We start from the raw sequence: 16,335 nt of genomic DNA, 5'->3' as shown, positions 1-16,335 counted from the left end.
GGACGTGTCCGGCCTTTTTATTATTTGAACAGCTGAGAAACAATTTCGTACGAACGAAGGCGAGCTTTGTGATCATAAATTTGAGCGTTAATCATCAGTTCATCTGCTTCTGTTTCTTCAATAAACTGTTCCAGCTTGACTTTAATCGTCTCAGGACTTCCGACAATAGAAGAGCCCAGCTGCTGTTGAAGAGAAGCTTTTTCAAAGTCAGTCCATAGTTCATCCATATTATCCACAGGAGCTTTTAGTTTACCCGGTGTGTTTCGAATTAAATTTAGAAACTGCTGTTGCATAGAAGTAGCCAAACGTTCAGCTTCTCTATCTGTATCAGCAGCGATTACGTTTACACCTAACATTGCATATGGTTTCTCTAACACGTCGGACGGCTTAAAATAACGGCGATACATGTTAAGAGCTGTCATTGTATTATTAGGTGAGAAGTGACTTGCAAATGAAAATGGTAAGCCTAGCTGTGCAGAAAGCTGTGCGCTAAAACCGCTTGAGCCAAGCAGCCAAATCGGAATATTTAAACCTTGACCTGGAACAGCTTTAACGCGCATCTGACTTTCTGAAGCCGGTTTAAAGTATTCTTGCAGTTCAGCCAGCTGTTCTGGGAAGTCACTGCCGTCGCTTCTGCGGTCGCGTCGCAGTGCCTGTGCTGTCAGCTGATCTGTCCCTGGCGCTCTTCCTAAGCCTAAATCAATACGTCCTGGAAATAGTGATTCAAGCGTGCCAAAATGCTCAGCAATAACAAGCGGAGAATGGTTAGGAAGCATAATACCGCCAGAGCCTACGCGAATGCGTGACGTGCCTGCAGCGACATGACCAATTACAACAGATGTAGCGGAGCTTGCGATACCTGTCATATTATGATGTTCAGCTAGCCAGTAGCGGTTATACCCCCCTTTTTCAGCGTGCTGAGCTAAATCTAATGTATTTCTAAGTGAGTCAGATACAGTTCCTCCTTCAACTACAGGAGAAAGATCCAATACAGAAATCGGAATATCTTTTAATGCTTTACTCATCAATTTCATCTTCTTTCTTTAAAGACTTCATAGGCCTTGTTATTTCAATGGAATACAAGTATTTTAACAATAATCTTTCGAGTTCCAAAATATTTTGCTTCGGTTATTTTCCTTTACGTTATTGTTCTTTATTTACACAAGCTTTTGAGAAACAAAAAGCTTGTACGATATAAGGCAGAAGCCGCCTCTTTCTATAAAAAGCTGTCATATTTTATAGTAGAAGGGAAGATGAATATGGTTACTTTAAATGAACTAAAAAGCAAGCAGTACGATATGATATACAGTTTAGGCTATAACTGTTTTCCAGGGATATACATGAAAAAATATGCTTTGCGAAAACAAGCCGGCGTGATTGATTGGTGTATTAGCATTTCTCTTTCTTATGTTAACCAGCTGTTGAAACATCGCTGTAAAGACTTATTTGTATATGAACACTTAACCTATGTCAGTTCTTTCGGAGATGGTTCCACGCTTAGACTGCGTGATAAGGTGTATCAAATTGATTCTGCTCATGATTTTCCGTCGTCTATTAATACAGAGACTAACTGGCTTTCATATAATGAAGTCAAAGAAAAATATGAACGGAGAACGGAGCGGTTTTTAACGTCGATGGAGACCAGTTCTTGTATATTGTTTATTCGTATGGGCGGAACGTATGAAGAAGCGAAAGAATTAGAGAATATTTTAAAGGGAATGGTCAAAAACGATTTCTATATACTGCTGCTGACAAACAGCGAAAAAGAACTTTTGTCCGAGGCTAACTGGGACTTGCCTTGTACATGTGTCTTACATGCACCTATTTTTTCAATGGACGTGCTGCGCGATGATACAGTATGGGAAGAGCTCTTAAGCGGGCTTGTTATAAAATAAAAGAAACTCTTTTTGTTTAATACGGGAATGAAAAAGCTCGTTTTTTTCATAGACTTTGTTATATCTGTGTATCAAAGGAGATGAAAAGATGGAGTCCAATATGCGGAAGGCGATAAAAGAAATTGTATGGCTGCTGCTAGAACAAGACCAGCGCTGGAATGAGTATCTAGTACAGCTGGAGGATTTGAAAATACAAGTGGATTTGAATAGTTCCGCATATGAAGTTCTGAGAAAGATGACGGGTAATTACGAAATGCTCCTTGAACATATGGATCTCATTCAGCAGTTTGAAAATCATTCTAAAAGTGAAACAGCGCTGAATGACTTAGTTACCATTGTTATGAAGCATTACTCATTAAAAAATTCATAAACCTGCTTTGTGCAGGTTTATGGAGTTTAAGCTCTCAATGGAATTCGGTAGAGATAATCGTTTATAATAAGTACATATGGTGATGAAAGGGTGATCGATATGGAAGAGAAACAAGAAATTGTACCCGTTCGGACAGAGGAAACAGCCAAATATTATTCGGAAGAAAAATTTTGGGACAAGCTTAAAAAGTTTGGTAAAAAAGCGGGAGCAAACGTTGTTTATGCCGTATTGCTTTTATACTACACGCTGCAAAAACCTGATATTCCCCCAAAAGCAAAAGCAGTCATTATAGGAGCGTTAGGTTATTTTATTCTTCCTTTAGATTTAATTCCGGACTTCGCAGCAGGAGTTGGATTTACAGATGATTTAGGAGCTCTAGGGCTTGCATTGATTCAAGTTGCCATGTACATTGATGAAGGTGTTAAACTGAAAGCAAAAGAAAAAATTAAAACGTGGTTTTCAGAAGACCACAATTTTTCCATTATTGATGCTAAAATAAAGTAACGTTATGATCGAAATGTAATTATTAAATAAAGTGAGCAAAAGAAGGTGATAGATGAATCATCTTCTTTTTAACCGTTAATATATAGGTCTTTGTGACTATTCTAATCCGTTTTATGTAAAAAAAACAGGATTAAAATATTTTTTTCATTAAAATTTTAATCAATGTAATTGAATAATTGCCCTACAAATGTTAAGTTAAAACATGTTCATAAATTCGTCACAGAAAGCAATATACAAATAAGTAAGATGGTTTGTAAAAACTTTGTGAAATTATGGAACTTTTTAACTGAGAGTTTCAAACTCTTAGAGATTCTTCCTCATCAATCAGAAGTAGCTTTCTTTCGTCACAAGATTAAGCATCTTTCATTTGAAGGTGTTTTTTTTCAGCCTAAGTAAGCAAACAACATGATTGTATGACAAGTTTTTGCTAAGGTTGTAGAGTTACTGTATTGTATGACAAGTTTTGTGTGATTTGATGTTAACTAAATGAACAGCTTCGAAGTAAATAAATGATTGCAGAAAAACAAAGTCCATGCGTTTTCATGAACCATTATACGTTACTTCATATTTGTAGAGATGTTTAGCAAAAAGGGAGATGAATGGCCTGACGTAAACAATATCCATAGACAAGCCTTAGAAGATAATTATCTTTCTAAGAAAGCAAATTTATATGATTGATTCTAATCTAAACAATGGAGTGTTCAAAAATGGAAATTAGTCAAATCTTTATTATTTTAACCCCAATCTTTTTTGTTATTTTGCTAGGTTATTTAGCAGGGTACTTTAAAAAGTTTGATGCAACAACATCTAAAGGGTTAAATACGCTTGTAACAAAATTTGCGTTACCTGCACATCTATTCGTTGGTATTACGACAACATCAAAACAAACGCTTATTGAAAAATGGCCGTTTTTATTAGCATTAGTTCTTGGTATTATTGGATTTTATGTTCTTTTCTTACTTGTTGCAAAATATGTATTCAAATACTCTTTAACAGGCGCGTCTATGTTCTCTTTAAACTCTACGCAGCCAACGTTTGCGTTTATGGGTATTCCAGTATTAGGTAGCTTGTTTGGCGCGGATGTAGTAGCAATTCCAATTGCCATTACTGGTATCGTAGTAAATGCGATGCTTGATCCTTTAGCAACTATTATTGGTACGGTTGGACAACGTGAAAGAAGTGAAGGCGATTCAGAAGAAAGCTTATTTAAAGTAACGATTAAATCAATCTTACACGGTCTTTCTGAGCCGTTAGCCTGTGTTCCTTTAATTGCAGTAATATTAGTATTATGCGGCTTCCAAGCTCCGGATTTACTATCAAGCAGCTTAGATCAAATCGGTTCAATTACATCTGGTGCGGCACTATTCGCAGTTGGGGTAACAATTGGTATCCGTAAAATTCAATTTAGCCCAGCGGCATTTGGTATTGCCATTCTAAAAGTGGCTATTCAGCCGCTTGTAATGTTAGGAATTGCAACAGCAATGGGTCTATCATCAGCTGACATCGTAAAATTAGTATTATTAGTAGCGTTCCCAGGTTCAGCTGTAGCAGCGATGATTTCAGTTCGCTTTGACAGCTTAGCTGGTGAAACAGCTTCAGCATTCGTACTTAGTGCCATTATGTCACTTGTTACATTACCGCTGTTAATTTCTTGGTTAATGTAATCACATATATGGATATAGAACAAAAAAGGCTTTGCTATTTTAGCAAAGCCTTTTTTTGTGCATCTATACTTAAAAAAGCTTTAAAAATTCTTGAGCGATTTTGGGAAGATAACTGTCGGTACGCCACGTAACTAAAGGTTCAATTACAAATGGATTATCTTCTATGTTTAAAATTTTAATATGTTCTAGTGAAAAAGAGGAAAGCATTGAATAAGGAACAATGGCAGCACCAAGGCCACGACATACTAAATTAAGAAGCATCGCTGAGTCATGGCATTCGCATAAAATATTAGGTGTTATATCCATCTTTTCAAATTCTTTTATAATGCGATTGTATATGCTTATTTCCCGATTTGAACGAAGAAGAATAAGAGGGAGAGAAGCAATTTCAGCGACTGAAATCTTTTCTGTTGCATAACCACTTTCTTTGGGAATGGCTACAACAAAAACATCTGGTGCAAGTGTTTTTGTTTTGACATGTTTATAAGGTAAGTCAGTAGTAGTGACTGCTACATCGATTTTTCCTTCCGTTAATAATTCGTTTAAGTGAGCTGGTTCGTTTTCATAGATGTTAAATGTGCTGTTTGGATACTGTTTTTGAATAAGAGTTAGCTTGTCGAGCACCGTTGATGCACAGTAGATCGTACATCCGATTTCAAGCTTTTCATTTGTTACGTTTTTACATTCCTGTACTTCTAGTACTGATTTTTCGACCCTTTGCACAATTTCTTTCGCTCGTTTTAAAAAAAGCTCTCCTTCAGCCGTTAACAATAAGCGCTTGTTATTGTTTCGTTCAAAAAGCAAAAGGCCTAGCTCATTTTCGAGCTGTTTTAGCTGCCTGCTTAAAGGAGGCTGAGCCATATGCAGGCGCTTTGCTGCTTTGGTCACATTTAATTCTTCAGCTATGATAATAAAATAATGCAGCTGTCTTAATTCCACTGTATTCAACTCCATACTTTAAAGGTATTATTATATACTTTATCAATATTTTAATTGTATGGAAAATACGTGTAAAGTTAAATGTGTAACCAAAGCAGAGAGGAGGAAAAGAAATGAAAATAGCTGTAGGAATAACAGGAGCCACGGGAGCGATTTTAGGTATTCGAATTTTAGAGCTTTTAAAGAAGACTTCTGTGGAGACGCATTTAGTCATGTCGTCTTGGGCTCATGCCACAATTAAGCTGGAGACACCGTACAGCGTTCAGCAAGTAGAAGCGCTAGCAGATTATTGTTATTCATATCAAGATCAAGCAGCAAAAATTTCGAGCGGTTCATTTCGTATAGACGGAATGATTGTAAGTCCTTGCAGCATGAAAACATTAGCATCTATTCGAATGGGACTAGCAGATAACTTAATAGCAAGAACGGCAGATGTGATGTTAAAAGAAAGAAAGCCACTGGTGCTACTTCCTCGAGAAACGCCTTTGAATACGATTCATTTAGAAAACATGCTGGATCTTTCAAAAATGGGCGCTATCCTCGTGCCTCCTATGCCAGCTTTTTATAACAAACCTGAGACAATTGATGATCTTGTCACGCATATTGCTGTTCGAACGTTAGATCAATTAGGAATTGAGCTTCCTGAGGCAAAAAGATGGAATGGAATTAAACATTTATCACAAGGAGGAAAATAAACATGGCTTATAAAGACTTTAGAGATTTCCTTGATACGTTACATAAAGAAGGGCAGCTGCTGACGATTACAGATGAAGTGCAGCCAGATCCAGATTTAGGTTCAGCAGGTCAAGCCATCAGTAATTTAGGAGATCAAACGCCAGGATTATTATTTACAAATATTTATGGATATAACAACGCAAAGGTAGCCCTAAACGTAATGGGTTCCTGGTCAAATCACGCGTTAATGATGGGATTGCCTAAATCAACTCCTGTAAAAGAACAGTTCTTCGAGTTTGCTCGGAGATATGAAAAATTTCCTGTCAAAGTAAAAAGAGAAGAAACAGCGCCATTTCATGAGTGTGAAATTAAAGATGATATTAACTTATTCGATCTTTTGCCATTGTTTCGCTTGAATCAAGGAGACGGAGGCTACTATCTAGATAAAGCGTGCGTTATTTCTCGTGATCAGCATGATAAGGAGAACTTCGGCAAACAAAACGTAGGTATATATCGTATGCAGGTCAAAGGGAAAGACCGTCTAGGCATTCAACCTGTGCCACAGCATGATATTGCCATTCACTTGAAACAAGCCGAAGAAAAAGGCGAAAACCTCCCTGTATCAATTGCTTTAGGATGTGAACCTGCGATTGTCACAGCAGCCGCTACGCCGCTTCATTACGATCAATCAGAGTATGAAATGGCAGGAGCTATTCAAGGTGAGCCATACAGAATTGTGAAGTCTCAGCTTTCTGATTTAGATGTACCTTGGGGAGCAGAAGTGATTTTAGAGGGAGAAATTTTAGCTGGTGAACGTGAATATGAAGGTCCTTTTGGTGAATTTACAGGTCATTACTCCGGTGGCAGAAGCATGCCTGTTATCAAAATCAATCGCGTATACCATCGTAAAGATCCTATTTTTGAAAGTTTATATATCGGTATGCCTTGGACAGAAACAGATTATTTAATTGGAATCAATACAAGCGTTCCTTTATATCAGCAGCTAAAAGAAGCATATCCTGAAGAGATTGAAGCTGTGAACGCGATGTATACTCATGGTCTCGTTGCTATCGTTTCAACAAAAAGCCGATACGGAGGATTTGCTAAGGCGGTTGGTATGAGGGCATTGACTACGCCGCATGGATTAGGATATTGCAAGCTAGTTATTTTAGTAGACGAAGATGTGGATCCGTTTAATTTACCGCAAGTCATGTGGGCGCTATCGACAAAAATGCACCCAAAACACGATGTTATAACAGTGCCTAATCTTTCAGTTCTGCCACTTGATCCCGGATCTGAGCCGGCTGGTATTACAGATAAAATGATTTTGGATGCTACAACACCGGTTGCACCGGAAACAAGAGGCCACTATTCTCAGCCTTTAGATACACCACTTCAAACTGAAAAATGGGAAAAAATCTTAACGAATATGATGCAAAAATAAACAAGGAGGAATCGACATGCATACTTGTCCAAGATGTGAAGCCAAACAAGCGAACTTAGTATCTAAATCACCAGTTGAAGGAGCCTGGGAGATTTACTTATGCAACGTGTGTTTGTTTACCTGGCGTTCTTCTGAGCCTGAGACGATCACCAACCCTGAAAAATACCCTCGACCATTTAAAGTCAATCCAAAAGACGTACCGCTGGCAACGCACGTTCCTCCTGTGCCACCCCGATCTTAATCAGCAAAGGTGGTACGTAAAATGAATAAAGCAGAGCTGCCAAAAGCCGTGCGCGTATTTTTAAATGGAAAAGATCTAGAAAGGAAGCAGCATGATGCGATGTTGCTATCTACAGTGACATCCGAGGGCTTTCCTCATGTAGCAATGATTAGCGCAGGAGAGCTGATAGCTATTAGCTCTTCACGCGTCAAGCTGTTAGTATGGAAAGATACAACATCTTCAACAAACATGATACAGAATCATAAGGCAACCGTTACATTAGTTGTTGAAGGAAAAGCTTATTACATTAAATTTTCGCTGAAAAAAGAAGCTCCTGTGTTATCAGGCTATGAGCTATTTACGGGAGAAGTAGCCGCTGTTAAAGAAGATTACGCAAAATATGCAGTTTTAACATCAGGAATTCAATTTCAGCTTCATGATTCCAAAGAGGTACTGAACCGTTGGAAGCAATCAATTGAGGCTGTTCTTTCTACCGAAAAAACCGATTCTTAAAAATAAGAATCGGTTTTTTAGCTGTAGTGAAATTTTTTTAAATAGCATGCTAGCTGAACTTTTAATAGGTGTTCACTGTTCGTAAATGATATGTTCATTTTTTCTTCGATTTTTTTCAACCGCTGATAGAGTGTATTAACATGAATATGAAGCTGCTTAGCTGTAAGTGAAGCAGAGCGGTTATTATCGAAATACGCTTCTAGCGTTTGCTCTAAAGATTCGTCGTTTAAATGATTGTTCTTAAGAGGGAGAAATACTTCATCAATAAAGGTTTTGACTTCTTCTTTCGATTGATTAATAAATAGCCGGTTAATTCCTATTTCCTCATATAACATGCATCCATCTTGCTGCTGAGACAGAAGGTAAGAGATAGCTTTTTCAGCTTCACTATAACTTTTTCCTATTTGAGTAAAATGAGAATAACGACTTCCAATCCCTGTTTTTACATGACATTCATTGTAGTAACGCCATTTTGAGAGTAAATCCTCTAATTGTTTGATAATAGCATGCTGTTTTTCATAAGGGTCAAGCGTAAATACAATGGTTACTTTGGTGTCGAACCCGTATACGACCGGTGCTTTTGAGCTGAAAACCGATTTGATGTCAGATACAAGGCGATGAAGGTGTAAGTTTAAGAGCTGCAGGTCTGCTTGTGAACGAATGGTAATGAGAACGACTAGAATATGCTTTTTTGTATCAATATTTAGCTCAGCTGCTTTTTGATACAGCAAAGTGGTGTCATAACACGATAAGTATTCACTAAATAATTCATGTGTTCGCTTGTAAAATAAATCAACTAACGTTTGTTTTTTCAGCATTTCTAATGCAATAACAGAGCTGCTTTGTTCGAGTGCCACTTGATCTAGAGAGGAAAGATCTCCTTGATTTGCCTGCATAATAAGTAACCCTAAGAGCGTGTCAATGCCGTGTATGGGGTGAATATAAACACTGTGTGCCTCATTGTTTGCCTCAATAGTATAAAAACAAGGCTTTGTATGTGAAAGAAAATGTGTGTGAAATTCAGCTGTTTTTGTGTCTATATCAAAGAATTTCAAGAAGCCATAGGTCTTATTATCAACAAAATCTACAATGGTGACAGGAGATGTAACCATTCGGCGCAATTCGGTAAGTATTGGTTCAATTCCTTTACTTTGAAGTGAAACATTCATGAAGGTGCGATGAATTTGATCGCGGCGTATTAAAAGTTTATTTTGTTTTTTTACATCTTCAAAAAGCGCTGAGTTTAAGAGAGCAATCGATACTTGATCGGAAAAGCTTTCTAACAATTCTTTATCCTCTTCATTTAAAAGAGGGGTTTTACCATTTTGATAAATAATGAGCACGCATACCGTCTGTTCTTCCATACAAATGGGGACAGAAATAATAGATTGAATGTTTGTAAACGTATAGGACTGATTAAGATAATGAATATTATCGTCAGTCATAGTAGAAGAATCGCGTAATATATCTTTTAAGTTCGTATACATATAGCTTTTATTATGCTGAAATGTCTTTCCGATAATTCCTTCGCCAACTTTCATTCTCATGTGTTGAATTTCATTGTTTGGCCCCCCGGACCAGGCGCGAGGCAAAAGAAATTGAGTGGAAGAATCAAACATCCACAGCACGCCCATATCCGCAACAGAAATAACTGAAAGAGCATTTTCAAGAATTCTTGTTAATAGATAATCTGAGTCTTGTAAAAGTGAGATTTCCTTAATGCTTTTCATAAGCACGTTTAAAATGTGCTCATGCCGCTCTAGCTTTTTTTGCAGCACATAAGGAGAAAAGGTAGCCGATAGCTGTTTTATTTGTGGGGGTGTCCAGTAATGCTTGGCAAATATGCGAACAACAAACGCATAGCGATTTGGAAAGGATAAGTAAATTTCCTCGAACTCTTCATATGCCGTATGCTTTTGAAAGGAATCACTGCCGTTATGTAGACTAGTGGGAGGAGCATAAAGTAGAGATAAGCATGAAGAACTGGAAAAAATCATATTGAAATTTGCAGAATCAATACTTGCCCAAATCTGATAAGGACTATTTTTGATAATAGATGTAAGATAACCTTTCACATTAGCTAATAAATCACTCATGTTAACAACCCCTTATAGACTACTTAATGTAAAAAAATACATAGTTATAGTTCTTATTATATAGAAATACACATTGAAAAAATAGTCAGAATTTTTTAATATTTATATAACGAATTGATTTGTTACAAAACATTACATTAAATGGAATAAAAAGGAGATGAGTGCATTTATGCTAGCAAGGTCGAACTGGAAATACGTCATTTTATTTTTATTATTTTTAGGCTGGTCGCTTGGAAACTTAGATCGTTTTATTATTAATTACGCTATTTTAGATATTTCGAAAGATCTACATCTGAATGCTTCTTCTACAGGCATCATCTTAAGCAGCTTTTTTGCAGGATACGCACTGATGCAAATACCTGGGGGGTGGCTAGCAGACCGCTTTGGATTTAAAAAAGTCATTACAATCGCCGTGCTTTTATGGTCTTTGTTTACGGTTTTTACCGGAATGGCCTGGTCTTTTGCTTCTATTATTATCATTCGCTTTTTATTTGGTTTAGGGGAAGGGAGTTATTTTCCATCTGCATCAAAAGGAATCGCAGGGTGGTTTCCTCAGCAAGAACGCAGTAGAGCCATGTCCTTCTTATTATCGTCAGGTACGATTATGGGCGTGGTTACACCAATTCTAGCGACGCAGCTGATGCAAACGATAAGCTGGAGAAGTATCTTTTATATCATAGGAGCCATCGGACTCGTTATTACAGTTCTGTTTGTTTTTTTACTAAAAGAAAAGCAGCAGAGAGGAAAAACAGAGACTTCTGCTATTCCTGCTAAGCAGATGACATTAAAAGAAATTATCAAAACTCCGATGATTTGGAATTTATTTATTGCATACTTCAGTATCTACGCCATTAACTGGGGGCTCATGTCGTGGATGCCTACATATTTAGCCGAAGTAAGACATCTGAATTTAACGGACATCGGTTTTCTTTCCGCTATCCCAGCATTTGTAGGCATTATAGGAATGTTTGTTAGCGGCTTTGTTTTAGACAAGCTTCCGGATGGAAAAGACAAGACGATAGCGGCGGTGTTTGGTTTACTGATGGGTATTTTTCTTTGCTTCATGGCCATTTCACCTAGCGTAGGCATGTTTATCGGTTTTCAAAGTGCAGTCACCTTGCTGTTTTCGTTTAATGTAATTTTAATCGCTTCAGCTCCTTTAAAAATGTTACCTGAATCAGTGGTCGGTTCAGCAAATGGTTTTATCAATACAGGAGCTCAAGCAGCCGGCGTATTAACACCGATGCTCATTGGCTTTTTAGTACAATCGTTTGGCGGGTCGTATAATGCAGCATTTGCTTTATTAATTATCTGCGCTCTTGTCTGTGCTATTTCGTTGTTTTCGATTCGACCTGCAAAAGTGGTAGTGGACGCACAAAATGCTGTTAAATAATGAAGAAAAAGGAGAGTATCTCATGGATATTATTAAAGAAGTAGAACACCTTATTGAAAAAAAGCGACACGAGCTGACTCAAATCAGTGATCAAATATGGGAATATGCAGAAACGAGGTTTGAAGAGTATAAGTCGGCACAGCTGATTTGCGACATGTTAGAAAAAGAAGAGTTTACGCTTCGTACACATATTGCGAACCTTGAAACAGGTTTTATTGGAAGTTACGGGCATGGTTACCCGATTATCGCTATTCTCGGTGAATATGATGCGCTTACCGGGCTGAGTCAAAAAGATAAGTGTGCAGTAGCAGATCCAGTCAAAAAAAATGGAAATGGCCATGGGTGTGGACATAACTTACTTGGCGTAGGCTCACTAGCAGCTGCGCTTGCTGTCAAAGAATATTTAAAAGAAAAAAATGTCCCGGGGACCGTTCGATACTATGGATGTCCAGCCGAAGAAAGTGGTTACGGAAAGACGTATATGGTACGAGAAGGATTTTTTCAAGATGTAGACGTCGCGTTTTCATGGCATCCCGCTACCGTTAATGGTGTTATGCATACGTCATCGAATGCGGTTATGCAAGCAACTTTTAAATTTAAAGGAAGAAGCAGTCATGCAGCTGCTAGTCCTCACCTTGGCAGAAGCGCTTTAGACGCTGTAGAGTTGATGAATATTGGTGTGAATTATATGCGTGAACATATGATAGATGAAGCGCGCGTACACTATGCCATTACAAACAGCGGAGGCATTTCTCCTAATGTTGTTCAAGCAGAAGCGGAAGTCATGTACTTAATTCGTGCTCCGAAGCCATCTCAAGTAAAAGAACTTTATGAACGGGTTGTGAAAATTGCAAAGGGAGCGGCTTTAATGACTGAAACACAAATGGAACAGGAAATTCAAGGAGCCTGCGCTAATCTAATTCCCAATCAAACAATGGAGCAGCTGATGCATAAGCAAATGATGCAGATAAATTTGGCTGAAGTGAAACATGAAGAAGTAGCTTTTGCCAAAGCTATTTACGAGTCTACATCCACCGAAGATAAAGAAGCAGCAAAAAAACAAGTGGGTTCACTGCTAGACAGAGCTTTAGCGGATCATCCAGTCTTCAACCAAATTGCTCCTATGTCTAAAAATGTTTCCTTCATGACAGGATCAACTGATGTCGCAGACGTTAGCTGGAATGTTCCCACTGCACAGTGCGTGACTGCAACGTGGGCTTATGCTACGCCGTTTCATACATGGCAAGCTGTTGCTCAAGGGAAAACGGAGTATGCCCACGATGCGATGTTATTGGCTGGAAAAGCCATCGCGGCTACGGCGATTGAAATGATAGAAAATCAAGAGCTGATTAGTCAAGCGAAACAAGAGCTGGAGGATAGGCTAGAAGGGGAAAGCTATGAATGTCTTGTGCCTTCCTATATACAGCCACCTAATTACTCAGAAAGTGAGGAGGAAGACTACAGCGTGGTATAAAAAACGAGGCGGGGAAAAACGTATTTTGGTGTAAGGAAGATCCGAACGCTAAATCGTTCGGATTTTTTTATTGTTAGGTTGAACACAGGTTTCATTTATTCCGTTTGTTCGTCTTTAGATTGGATTGATGTAGTTATGGCTCAATCTTTTTTTTGTTTTCATTAAAAATAAATGGTTAAAAATATATCTCTTTGCTGAACCTAACCCTATCTAATTGTTTAGGAAAAGAGGTAAAAAAACATGAGAGCATATAAAGTAGAAAAAGATGGGTCAATTTTAACTTCACTAAAAGGAAAATCAGTTTTATCCACTTCTTATTTAAATAAAGGTTCTGCTTTTACTGAAGAAGAAAGAGAAAACCTTCATCTGCAGGGACTTCTTCCTCCAACGGTTTTAACGTTAGAAGAACAGGCAAAAAGAGCATATGAGCAGTTCAAAAAAGCACCGAATGATCTTCAAAAAAATAATTCGTTGAATGATCTACATAACCGGAACGTCGTCTTATTTTATCGTTTATTAACCGATCATTTAAGTGAAATGCTTCCCATTATTTACACACCTACTGTAGGTCAATCCATTCAAGAATACAGTCATGAATACCATCGACCTGACGGACTATATTTATCCGTAAATGAAGCGGATCGATTAAGTGAGGCGATTGAAAACTTAGGACTCGACAGCGAAGATATTGATTTGCTTGTTGTAACGGATTCAGAAAGTATTCTCGGCATTGGGGACTGGGGTGTAGGAGGAATAAATATTGCCGTTGGAAAGTTAGCGGTCTACACAGCGGCAGCGGGAATTGACCCAAGCCGCGTACTGCCTGTTGTTCTTGACATGGGAACCAATAATAAAAAGCTTCTTCAAGATCCTTTGTACTTAGGAAATCGTCATGAACGAGTAAAAGGAGAAGACTATAATCGCTTTATTGCTCAATTTGTAAAAGAAATAACGACCAAGTTTCCTAAAGCGCTTCTTCATTGGGAGGATCTTGGGAATATTAACGCGCGTCACATTATGAAAGAATACGGCGATAAAATTTTAACGTTTAATGATGATATTCAAGGAACGGGAGTAATTACTCTTGCAGCCGTTTTAACAGCGGTGCGTATTACAGGAACGCCCCTAAAAGATCAGAGAGTTGTTGTATTTGGACCGGGATCTGCTGGAATTGGAAATGCTGATCGTATTCATAGTGCGATGATGCTTGAAGGGCTGTCTGAAGAAGAAGCATATGATCGTTTTTGGGCATATGATTACAGAGGTCTGTTAACCGAAGATATGGAAGATTTAGCTCCTTTTCAACAGCCGTATGTTCGCCAAAATGAAGAGATTAAAGAATGGGAAAAAGACGATGAAAATAAAATTTCACTGTTGGAGCTTGTCAAGCAAGTGAAGCCGACGATTTTAATTGGAACGTCAGGCGTCACGGATGCTTTTACCGAAGAAATTATTAAAGAAATGGCAAAGCATGTAGAGCGTCCGGTGATTATGCCGCTTTCAAACCCAACTAAACTTGCTGAAGCTGTTCCGGAAAATATTATAAAATGGACGGAAGGAAAAGCCCTGATTGCAACGGGAAGTCCATTTGAACCCGTTGAATATAACGGACACACTTATGAAATCGGACAGGCTAATAATGCGTTTGTGTTTCCGGGTCTTGGTTTAGGTGCAATTGTGGTTCGCGCTCAAAAGTTTACTGAATCTATGTTTGCAGAAGCAGCCAATGCAGTAGCGCGTATAGCAGAAACAGATACAAAAGGAGATACGCTTCTTCCCAACATTAAAGATCTTCAAAAAGTATCAAAAGCGGTTGCTGTAGCAGTTGCTGATGCTGCTGTAAAAGATAACGTAGCAACTGTTACCGAAAAAAATGTAACTGAACTTGTAGAAGCAGCGGTATGGCAGCCTGTTTATAAACCGGTTAAGGCAAAAAATGAATGAGGTGAATGATAAATGAGCATAGGTCAAATTTTTCTCATTCTCGCGCCTATCTTTTTTGTCATTTTGCTTGGTTATTTAGCAGGGCACTTTAAAAAATTTGATAAGCAAACGTCTAAGGGGCTCAACACATTAGTAACGAAGTTTGCGCTTCCTGCACACTTATTTGTAGGTGTAACGACAACGCCAAGAAAAACACTCATAGACGAATGGCCGTTTTTAGTAGCGCTGATTTTAGGCATCGTCGGGTTTTACCTCATTATATTGCTTGTCGTGAAGTATGCAGGGAAGCATACGTTAACTTCTTCTTCTATGTTTGCTCTAAACTCAGCTCAGCCAACGTTTGCTTTTATGGGCATTCCAGTACTTGGAGGATTGTTCGGTGCAGGCGCCGTAGCGATTCCAATTGCCATAACAGGAATCGTAGTAAACGCGATTTTAGATCCGCTGGCAACGATTTTAGGAACCGTTGGACAACGGGGGCGAAAAGAAGGGGAAGAGAAAACAAGTTTATTCAAAGTAACGATTCATTCCATTTTGCATGGTTTATCTGAGCCTTTGGCATGTGTCCCGTTAATTGGAGTGATTTTAACGCTTTGCGGCTTTCAGTCACCTAAACTGTTACAGGATATGCTTGATCAAATCGGAAGTATCACATCAGGAGCAGCTTTGTTTGCTGTAGGAGTAACGATTGGAATTGGAAAAATTAACTTCAGTAAAGGCGCGCTTGGGATCGCCGTCTTAAAAGTAGCGGTTCAACCGATCGTTATGCTCGGAATTGCAGTATGGATAGGGTTGTCTTCAGATGAAGTGACAAAAGCTATTTTGCTGGTAGCTTTTCCTGGGTCTGCTGTAGCTGCGATGATTGCTTTGCGGTTTGAAAGCTTGGAAAATGAAACGGCGTCTGCTTTTGTCATTAGTGCTATTTTATCGTTGATTACGCTGCCGCTTCTTATTTCTTGGCTTATGTAAATAAAAAAACGAAAGAGGAGAATTCCTCTTTCGTTTTAAGACGGATTAATAAGCTAATGCAAATAATCCTTTGATATGAGATAAGTAACGAACGTTACTTGCTTCTTTCATAAGTGATGCTGGTAAACCTTTTAATTGCGTTTTGTTTCCGCCGATTGTACCAATTGCATCTTTGCGTCCAAGACTTCCTAGTGTACCAGAGAAGACAGGAACGAATGATTCCATTGCTCCGCCG

General features: G+C 38.4%; 15 protein-coding genes and 1 pseudogene. 12 read left to right on the top strand and 4 right to left on the bottom strand.

The genetic code is table 11. From position 1 onward, the window contains the following. Window positions 1-20 precede the first annotated feature (20 nt). On the bottom strand, window positions 21-1,025 hold the full coding sequence (locus SB717_RS14215; RefSeq protein ID WP_410903991.1) for an LLM class flavin-dependent oxidoreductase: 1,005 nt from the start codon (window positions 1,023-1,025) through the stop codon (window positions 21-23). Between the two features lie 228 nt (window positions 1,026-1,253). Between SB717_RS14215 and SB717_RS14210 the strand changes: the two genes are divergently transcribed. The 4 genes from SB717_RS14210 (at window position 1,254) to SB717_RS14195 (ending at window position 4,433) form a co-directional block, all read left to right on the top strand. Further along, a complete protein-coding gene (locus tag SB717_RS14210) occupies window positions 1,254-1,895 on the top strand; it encodes a DUF1796 family putative cysteine peptidase (RefSeq protein WP_235915101.1) in 642 nt (213 codons plus the stop codon). 88 nt (window positions 1,896-1,983) lie between these two features. Further along, window positions 1,984-2,265, top strand: a complete 282-nt coding sequence (locus SB717_RS14205) for a hypothetical protein (RefSeq protein ID WP_410903990.1) — start codon at window positions 1,984-1,986, stop codon at window positions 2,263-2,265. 99 nt (window positions 2,266-2,364) lie between these two features. After that, window positions 2,365-2,769, top strand: a complete 405-nt coding sequence (locus tag SB717_RS14200; protein ID WP_057236131.1) for a YkvA family protein — start codon at window positions 2,365-2,367, stop codon at window positions 2,767-2,769. A 707-nt stretch (window positions 2,770-3,476) separates the two neighbouring features. After that, the gene (locus SB717_RS14195) at window positions 3,477-4,433 is read left to right on the top strand and encodes an AEC family transporter (protein ID WP_029322155.1); all 957 of its coding nucleotides are present in this window, start codon (window positions 3,477-3,479) and stop codon (window positions 4,431-4,433) included. Between the two features lie 69 nt (window positions 4,434-4,502). Here the strand turns inward: SB717_RS14195 and SB717_RS14190 are convergent, their stop codons facing one another. Then, complete coding sequence (locus SB717_RS14190; protein ID WP_410903989.1) at window positions 4,503-5,372, bottom strand: LysR family transcriptional regulator; 870 nt, start codon at window positions 5,370-5,372, stop codon at window positions 4,503-4,505. Window positions 5,373-5,485: 113 nt separating this feature from the next. Between SB717_RS14190 and SB717_RS14185 the strand changes: the two genes are divergently transcribed. From SB717_RS14185 to SB717_RS14170, 4 genes are read left to right on the top strand one after another with little or no spacing between them, the layout of a single operon-like run. Further along, window positions 5,486-6,067 (top strand): non-oxidative hydroxyarylic acid decarboxylases subunit B, encoded by a 582-nt coding sequence (locus tag SB717_RS14185; RefSeq protein ID WP_074680807.1) that lies wholly within the window; start codon window positions 5,486-5,488, stop codon window positions 6,065-6,067. 2 nt (window positions 6,068-6,069) lie between these two features. After that, window positions 6,070-7,491 (top strand): non-oxidative hydroxyarylic acid decarboxylases subunit C, encoded by a 1,422-nt coding sequence (locus SB717_RS14180; RefSeq protein WP_074680809.1) that lies wholly within the window; start codon window positions 6,070-6,072, stop codon window positions 7,489-7,491. A 16-nt stretch (window positions 7,492-7,507) separates the two neighbouring features. Then, on the top strand, window positions 7,508-7,732 hold the full coding sequence (locus tag SB717_RS14175) for a non-oxidative hydroxyarylic acid decarboxylases subunit D (protein ID WP_013083432.1): 225 nt from the start codon (window positions 7,508-7,510) through the stop codon (window positions 7,730-7,732). A 21-nt stretch (window positions 7,733-7,753) separates the two neighbouring features. Continuing rightward, a complete protein-coding gene (locus SB717_RS14170) occupies window positions 7,754-8,224 on the top strand; it encodes a hypothetical protein (RefSeq protein WP_410903988.1) in 471 nt (156 codons plus the stop codon). A 17-nt stretch (window positions 8,225-8,241) separates the two neighbouring features. On the opposite strand, the gene SB717_RS14165 is transcribed toward SB717_RS14170, so the two are convergent. Continuing rightward, window positions 8,242-10,320 carry a helix-turn-helix domain-containing protein gene (locus SB717_RS14165; protein WP_410903987.1) on the bottom strand — a complete coding sequence of 693 codons (2,079 nt, stop codon included), beginning with the start codon at window positions 10,318-10,320 and terminating at the stop codon, window positions 8,242-8,244. A gap of 169 nt (window positions 10,321-10,489) precedes the next feature. Between SB717_RS14165 and SB717_RS14160 the strand changes: the two genes are divergently transcribed. The 4 genes from SB717_RS14160 to SB717_RS14145 all read left to right on the top strand — a co-directional run bounded on the left by SB717_RS14160 (window position 10,490) and on the right by SB717_RS14145 (window position 16,100). Then, on the top strand, window positions 10,490-11,713 hold the full coding sequence (locus tag SB717_RS14160; RefSeq protein ID WP_410903986.1) for an MFS transporter: 1,224 nt from the start codon (window positions 10,490-10,492) through the stop codon (window positions 11,711-11,713). Window positions 11,714-11,735: 22 nt separating this feature from the next. Continuing rightward, window positions 11,736-13,187 carry a M20 family metallopeptidase gene (locus SB717_RS14155; protein ID WP_410903985.1) on the top strand — a complete coding sequence of 484 codons (1,452 nt, stop codon included), beginning with the start codon at window positions 11,736-11,738 and terminating at the stop codon, window positions 13,185-13,187. Window positions 13,188-13,427: 240 nt separating this feature from the next. Next, on the top strand, window positions 13,428-15,131 hold the full coding sequence (locus tag SB717_RS14150) for an NAD-dependent malic enzyme (protein WP_410903984.1): 1,704 nt from the start codon (window positions 13,428-13,430) through the stop codon (window positions 15,129-15,131). A gap of 12 nt (window positions 15,132-15,143) precedes the next feature. Further along, window positions 15,144-16,100 carry an AEC family transporter gene (locus tag SB717_RS14145; RefSeq protein WP_074680819.1) on the top strand — a complete coding sequence of 319 codons (957 nt, stop codon included), beginning with the start codon at window positions 15,144-15,146 and terminating at the stop codon, window positions 16,098-16,100. A gap of 45 nt (window positions 16,101-16,145) precedes the next feature. On the opposite strand, the pseudogene SB717_RS14140 reads toward SB717_RS14145, so the two are convergent. Then, window positions 16,146-16,335: pseudogene (locus SB717_RS14140) on the bottom strand (NAD(P)/FAD-dependent oxidoreductase); the annotation flags it as partial.

This window comes from Priestia sp. SIMBA_032 (genome assembly GCF_046535215.1).
GTDB lineage: Bacteria > Bacillota > Bacilli > Bacillales > Bacillaceae_H > Priestia > Priestia aryabhattai.
The sequence above is the reverse complement of the archived record's forward strand: the minus strand, read 5'-3'. Positions and strand labels throughout refer to the sequence as shown.

What these genes read in the sequence shown, in the direction of transcription:
- SB717_RS14215 (WP_410903991.1), bottom strand. Translation starts at nt 1,025, where the DNA reads ATGAGTAAAGCATTAAAAGATATTCCGATTTCTGTATTGGATCTTTCT.
- SB717_RS14210 (WP_235915101.1), top strand. Translation starts at nt 1,254, where the DNA reads ATGAATATGGTTACTTTAAATGAACTAAAAAGCAAGCAGTACGATATG.
- SB717_RS14205 (WP_410903990.1), top strand. Translation starts at nt 1,984, where the DNA reads ATGGAGTCCAATATGCGGAAGGCGATAAAAGAAATTGTATGGCTGCTG.
- SB717_RS14200 (WP_057236131.1), top strand. Translation starts at nt 2,365, where the DNA reads ATGGAAGAGAAACAAGAAATTGTACCCGTTCGGACAGAGGAAACAGCC.
- SB717_RS14195 (WP_029322155.1), top strand. Translation starts at nt 3,477, where the DNA reads ATGGAAATTAGTCAAATCTTTATTATTTTAACCCCAATCTTTTTTGTT.
- SB717_RS14185 (WP_074680807.1), top strand. Translation starts at nt 5,486, where the DNA reads ATGAAAATAGCTGTAGGAATAACAGGAGCCACGGGAGCGATTTTAGGT.
- SB717_RS14180 (WP_074680809.1), top strand. Translation starts at nt 6,070, where the DNA reads ATGGCTTATAAAGACTTTAGAGATTTCCTTGATACGTTACATAAAGAA.
- SB717_RS14175 (WP_013083432.1), top strand. Translation starts at nt 7,508, where the DNA reads ATGCATACTTGTCCAAGATGTGAAGCCAAACAAGCGAACTTAGTATCT.
- SB717_RS14170 (WP_410903988.1), top strand. Translation starts at nt 7,754, where the DNA reads ATGAATAAAGCAGAGCTGCCAAAAGCCGTGCGCGTATTTTTAAATGGA.
- SB717_RS14165 (WP_410903987.1), bottom strand. Translation starts at nt 10,320, where the DNA reads ATGAGTGATTTATTAGCTAATGTGAAAGGTTATCTTACATCTATTATC.
- SB717_RS14160 (WP_410903986.1), top strand. Translation starts at nt 10,490, where the DNA reads ATGCTAGCAAGGTCGAACTGGAAATACGTCATTTTATTTTTATTATTT.
- SB717_RS14155 (WP_410903985.1), top strand. Translation starts at nt 11,736, where the DNA reads ATGGATATTATTAAAGAAGTAGAACACCTTATTGAAAAAAAGCGACAC.
- SB717_RS14150 (WP_410903984.1), top strand. Translation starts at nt 13,428, where the DNA reads ATGAGAGCATATAAAGTAGAAAAAGATGGGTCAATTTTAACTTCACTA.
- SB717_RS14145 (WP_074680819.1), top strand. Translation starts at nt 15,144, where the DNA reads ATGAGCATAGGTCAAATTTTTCTCATTCTCGCGCCTATCTTTTTTGTC.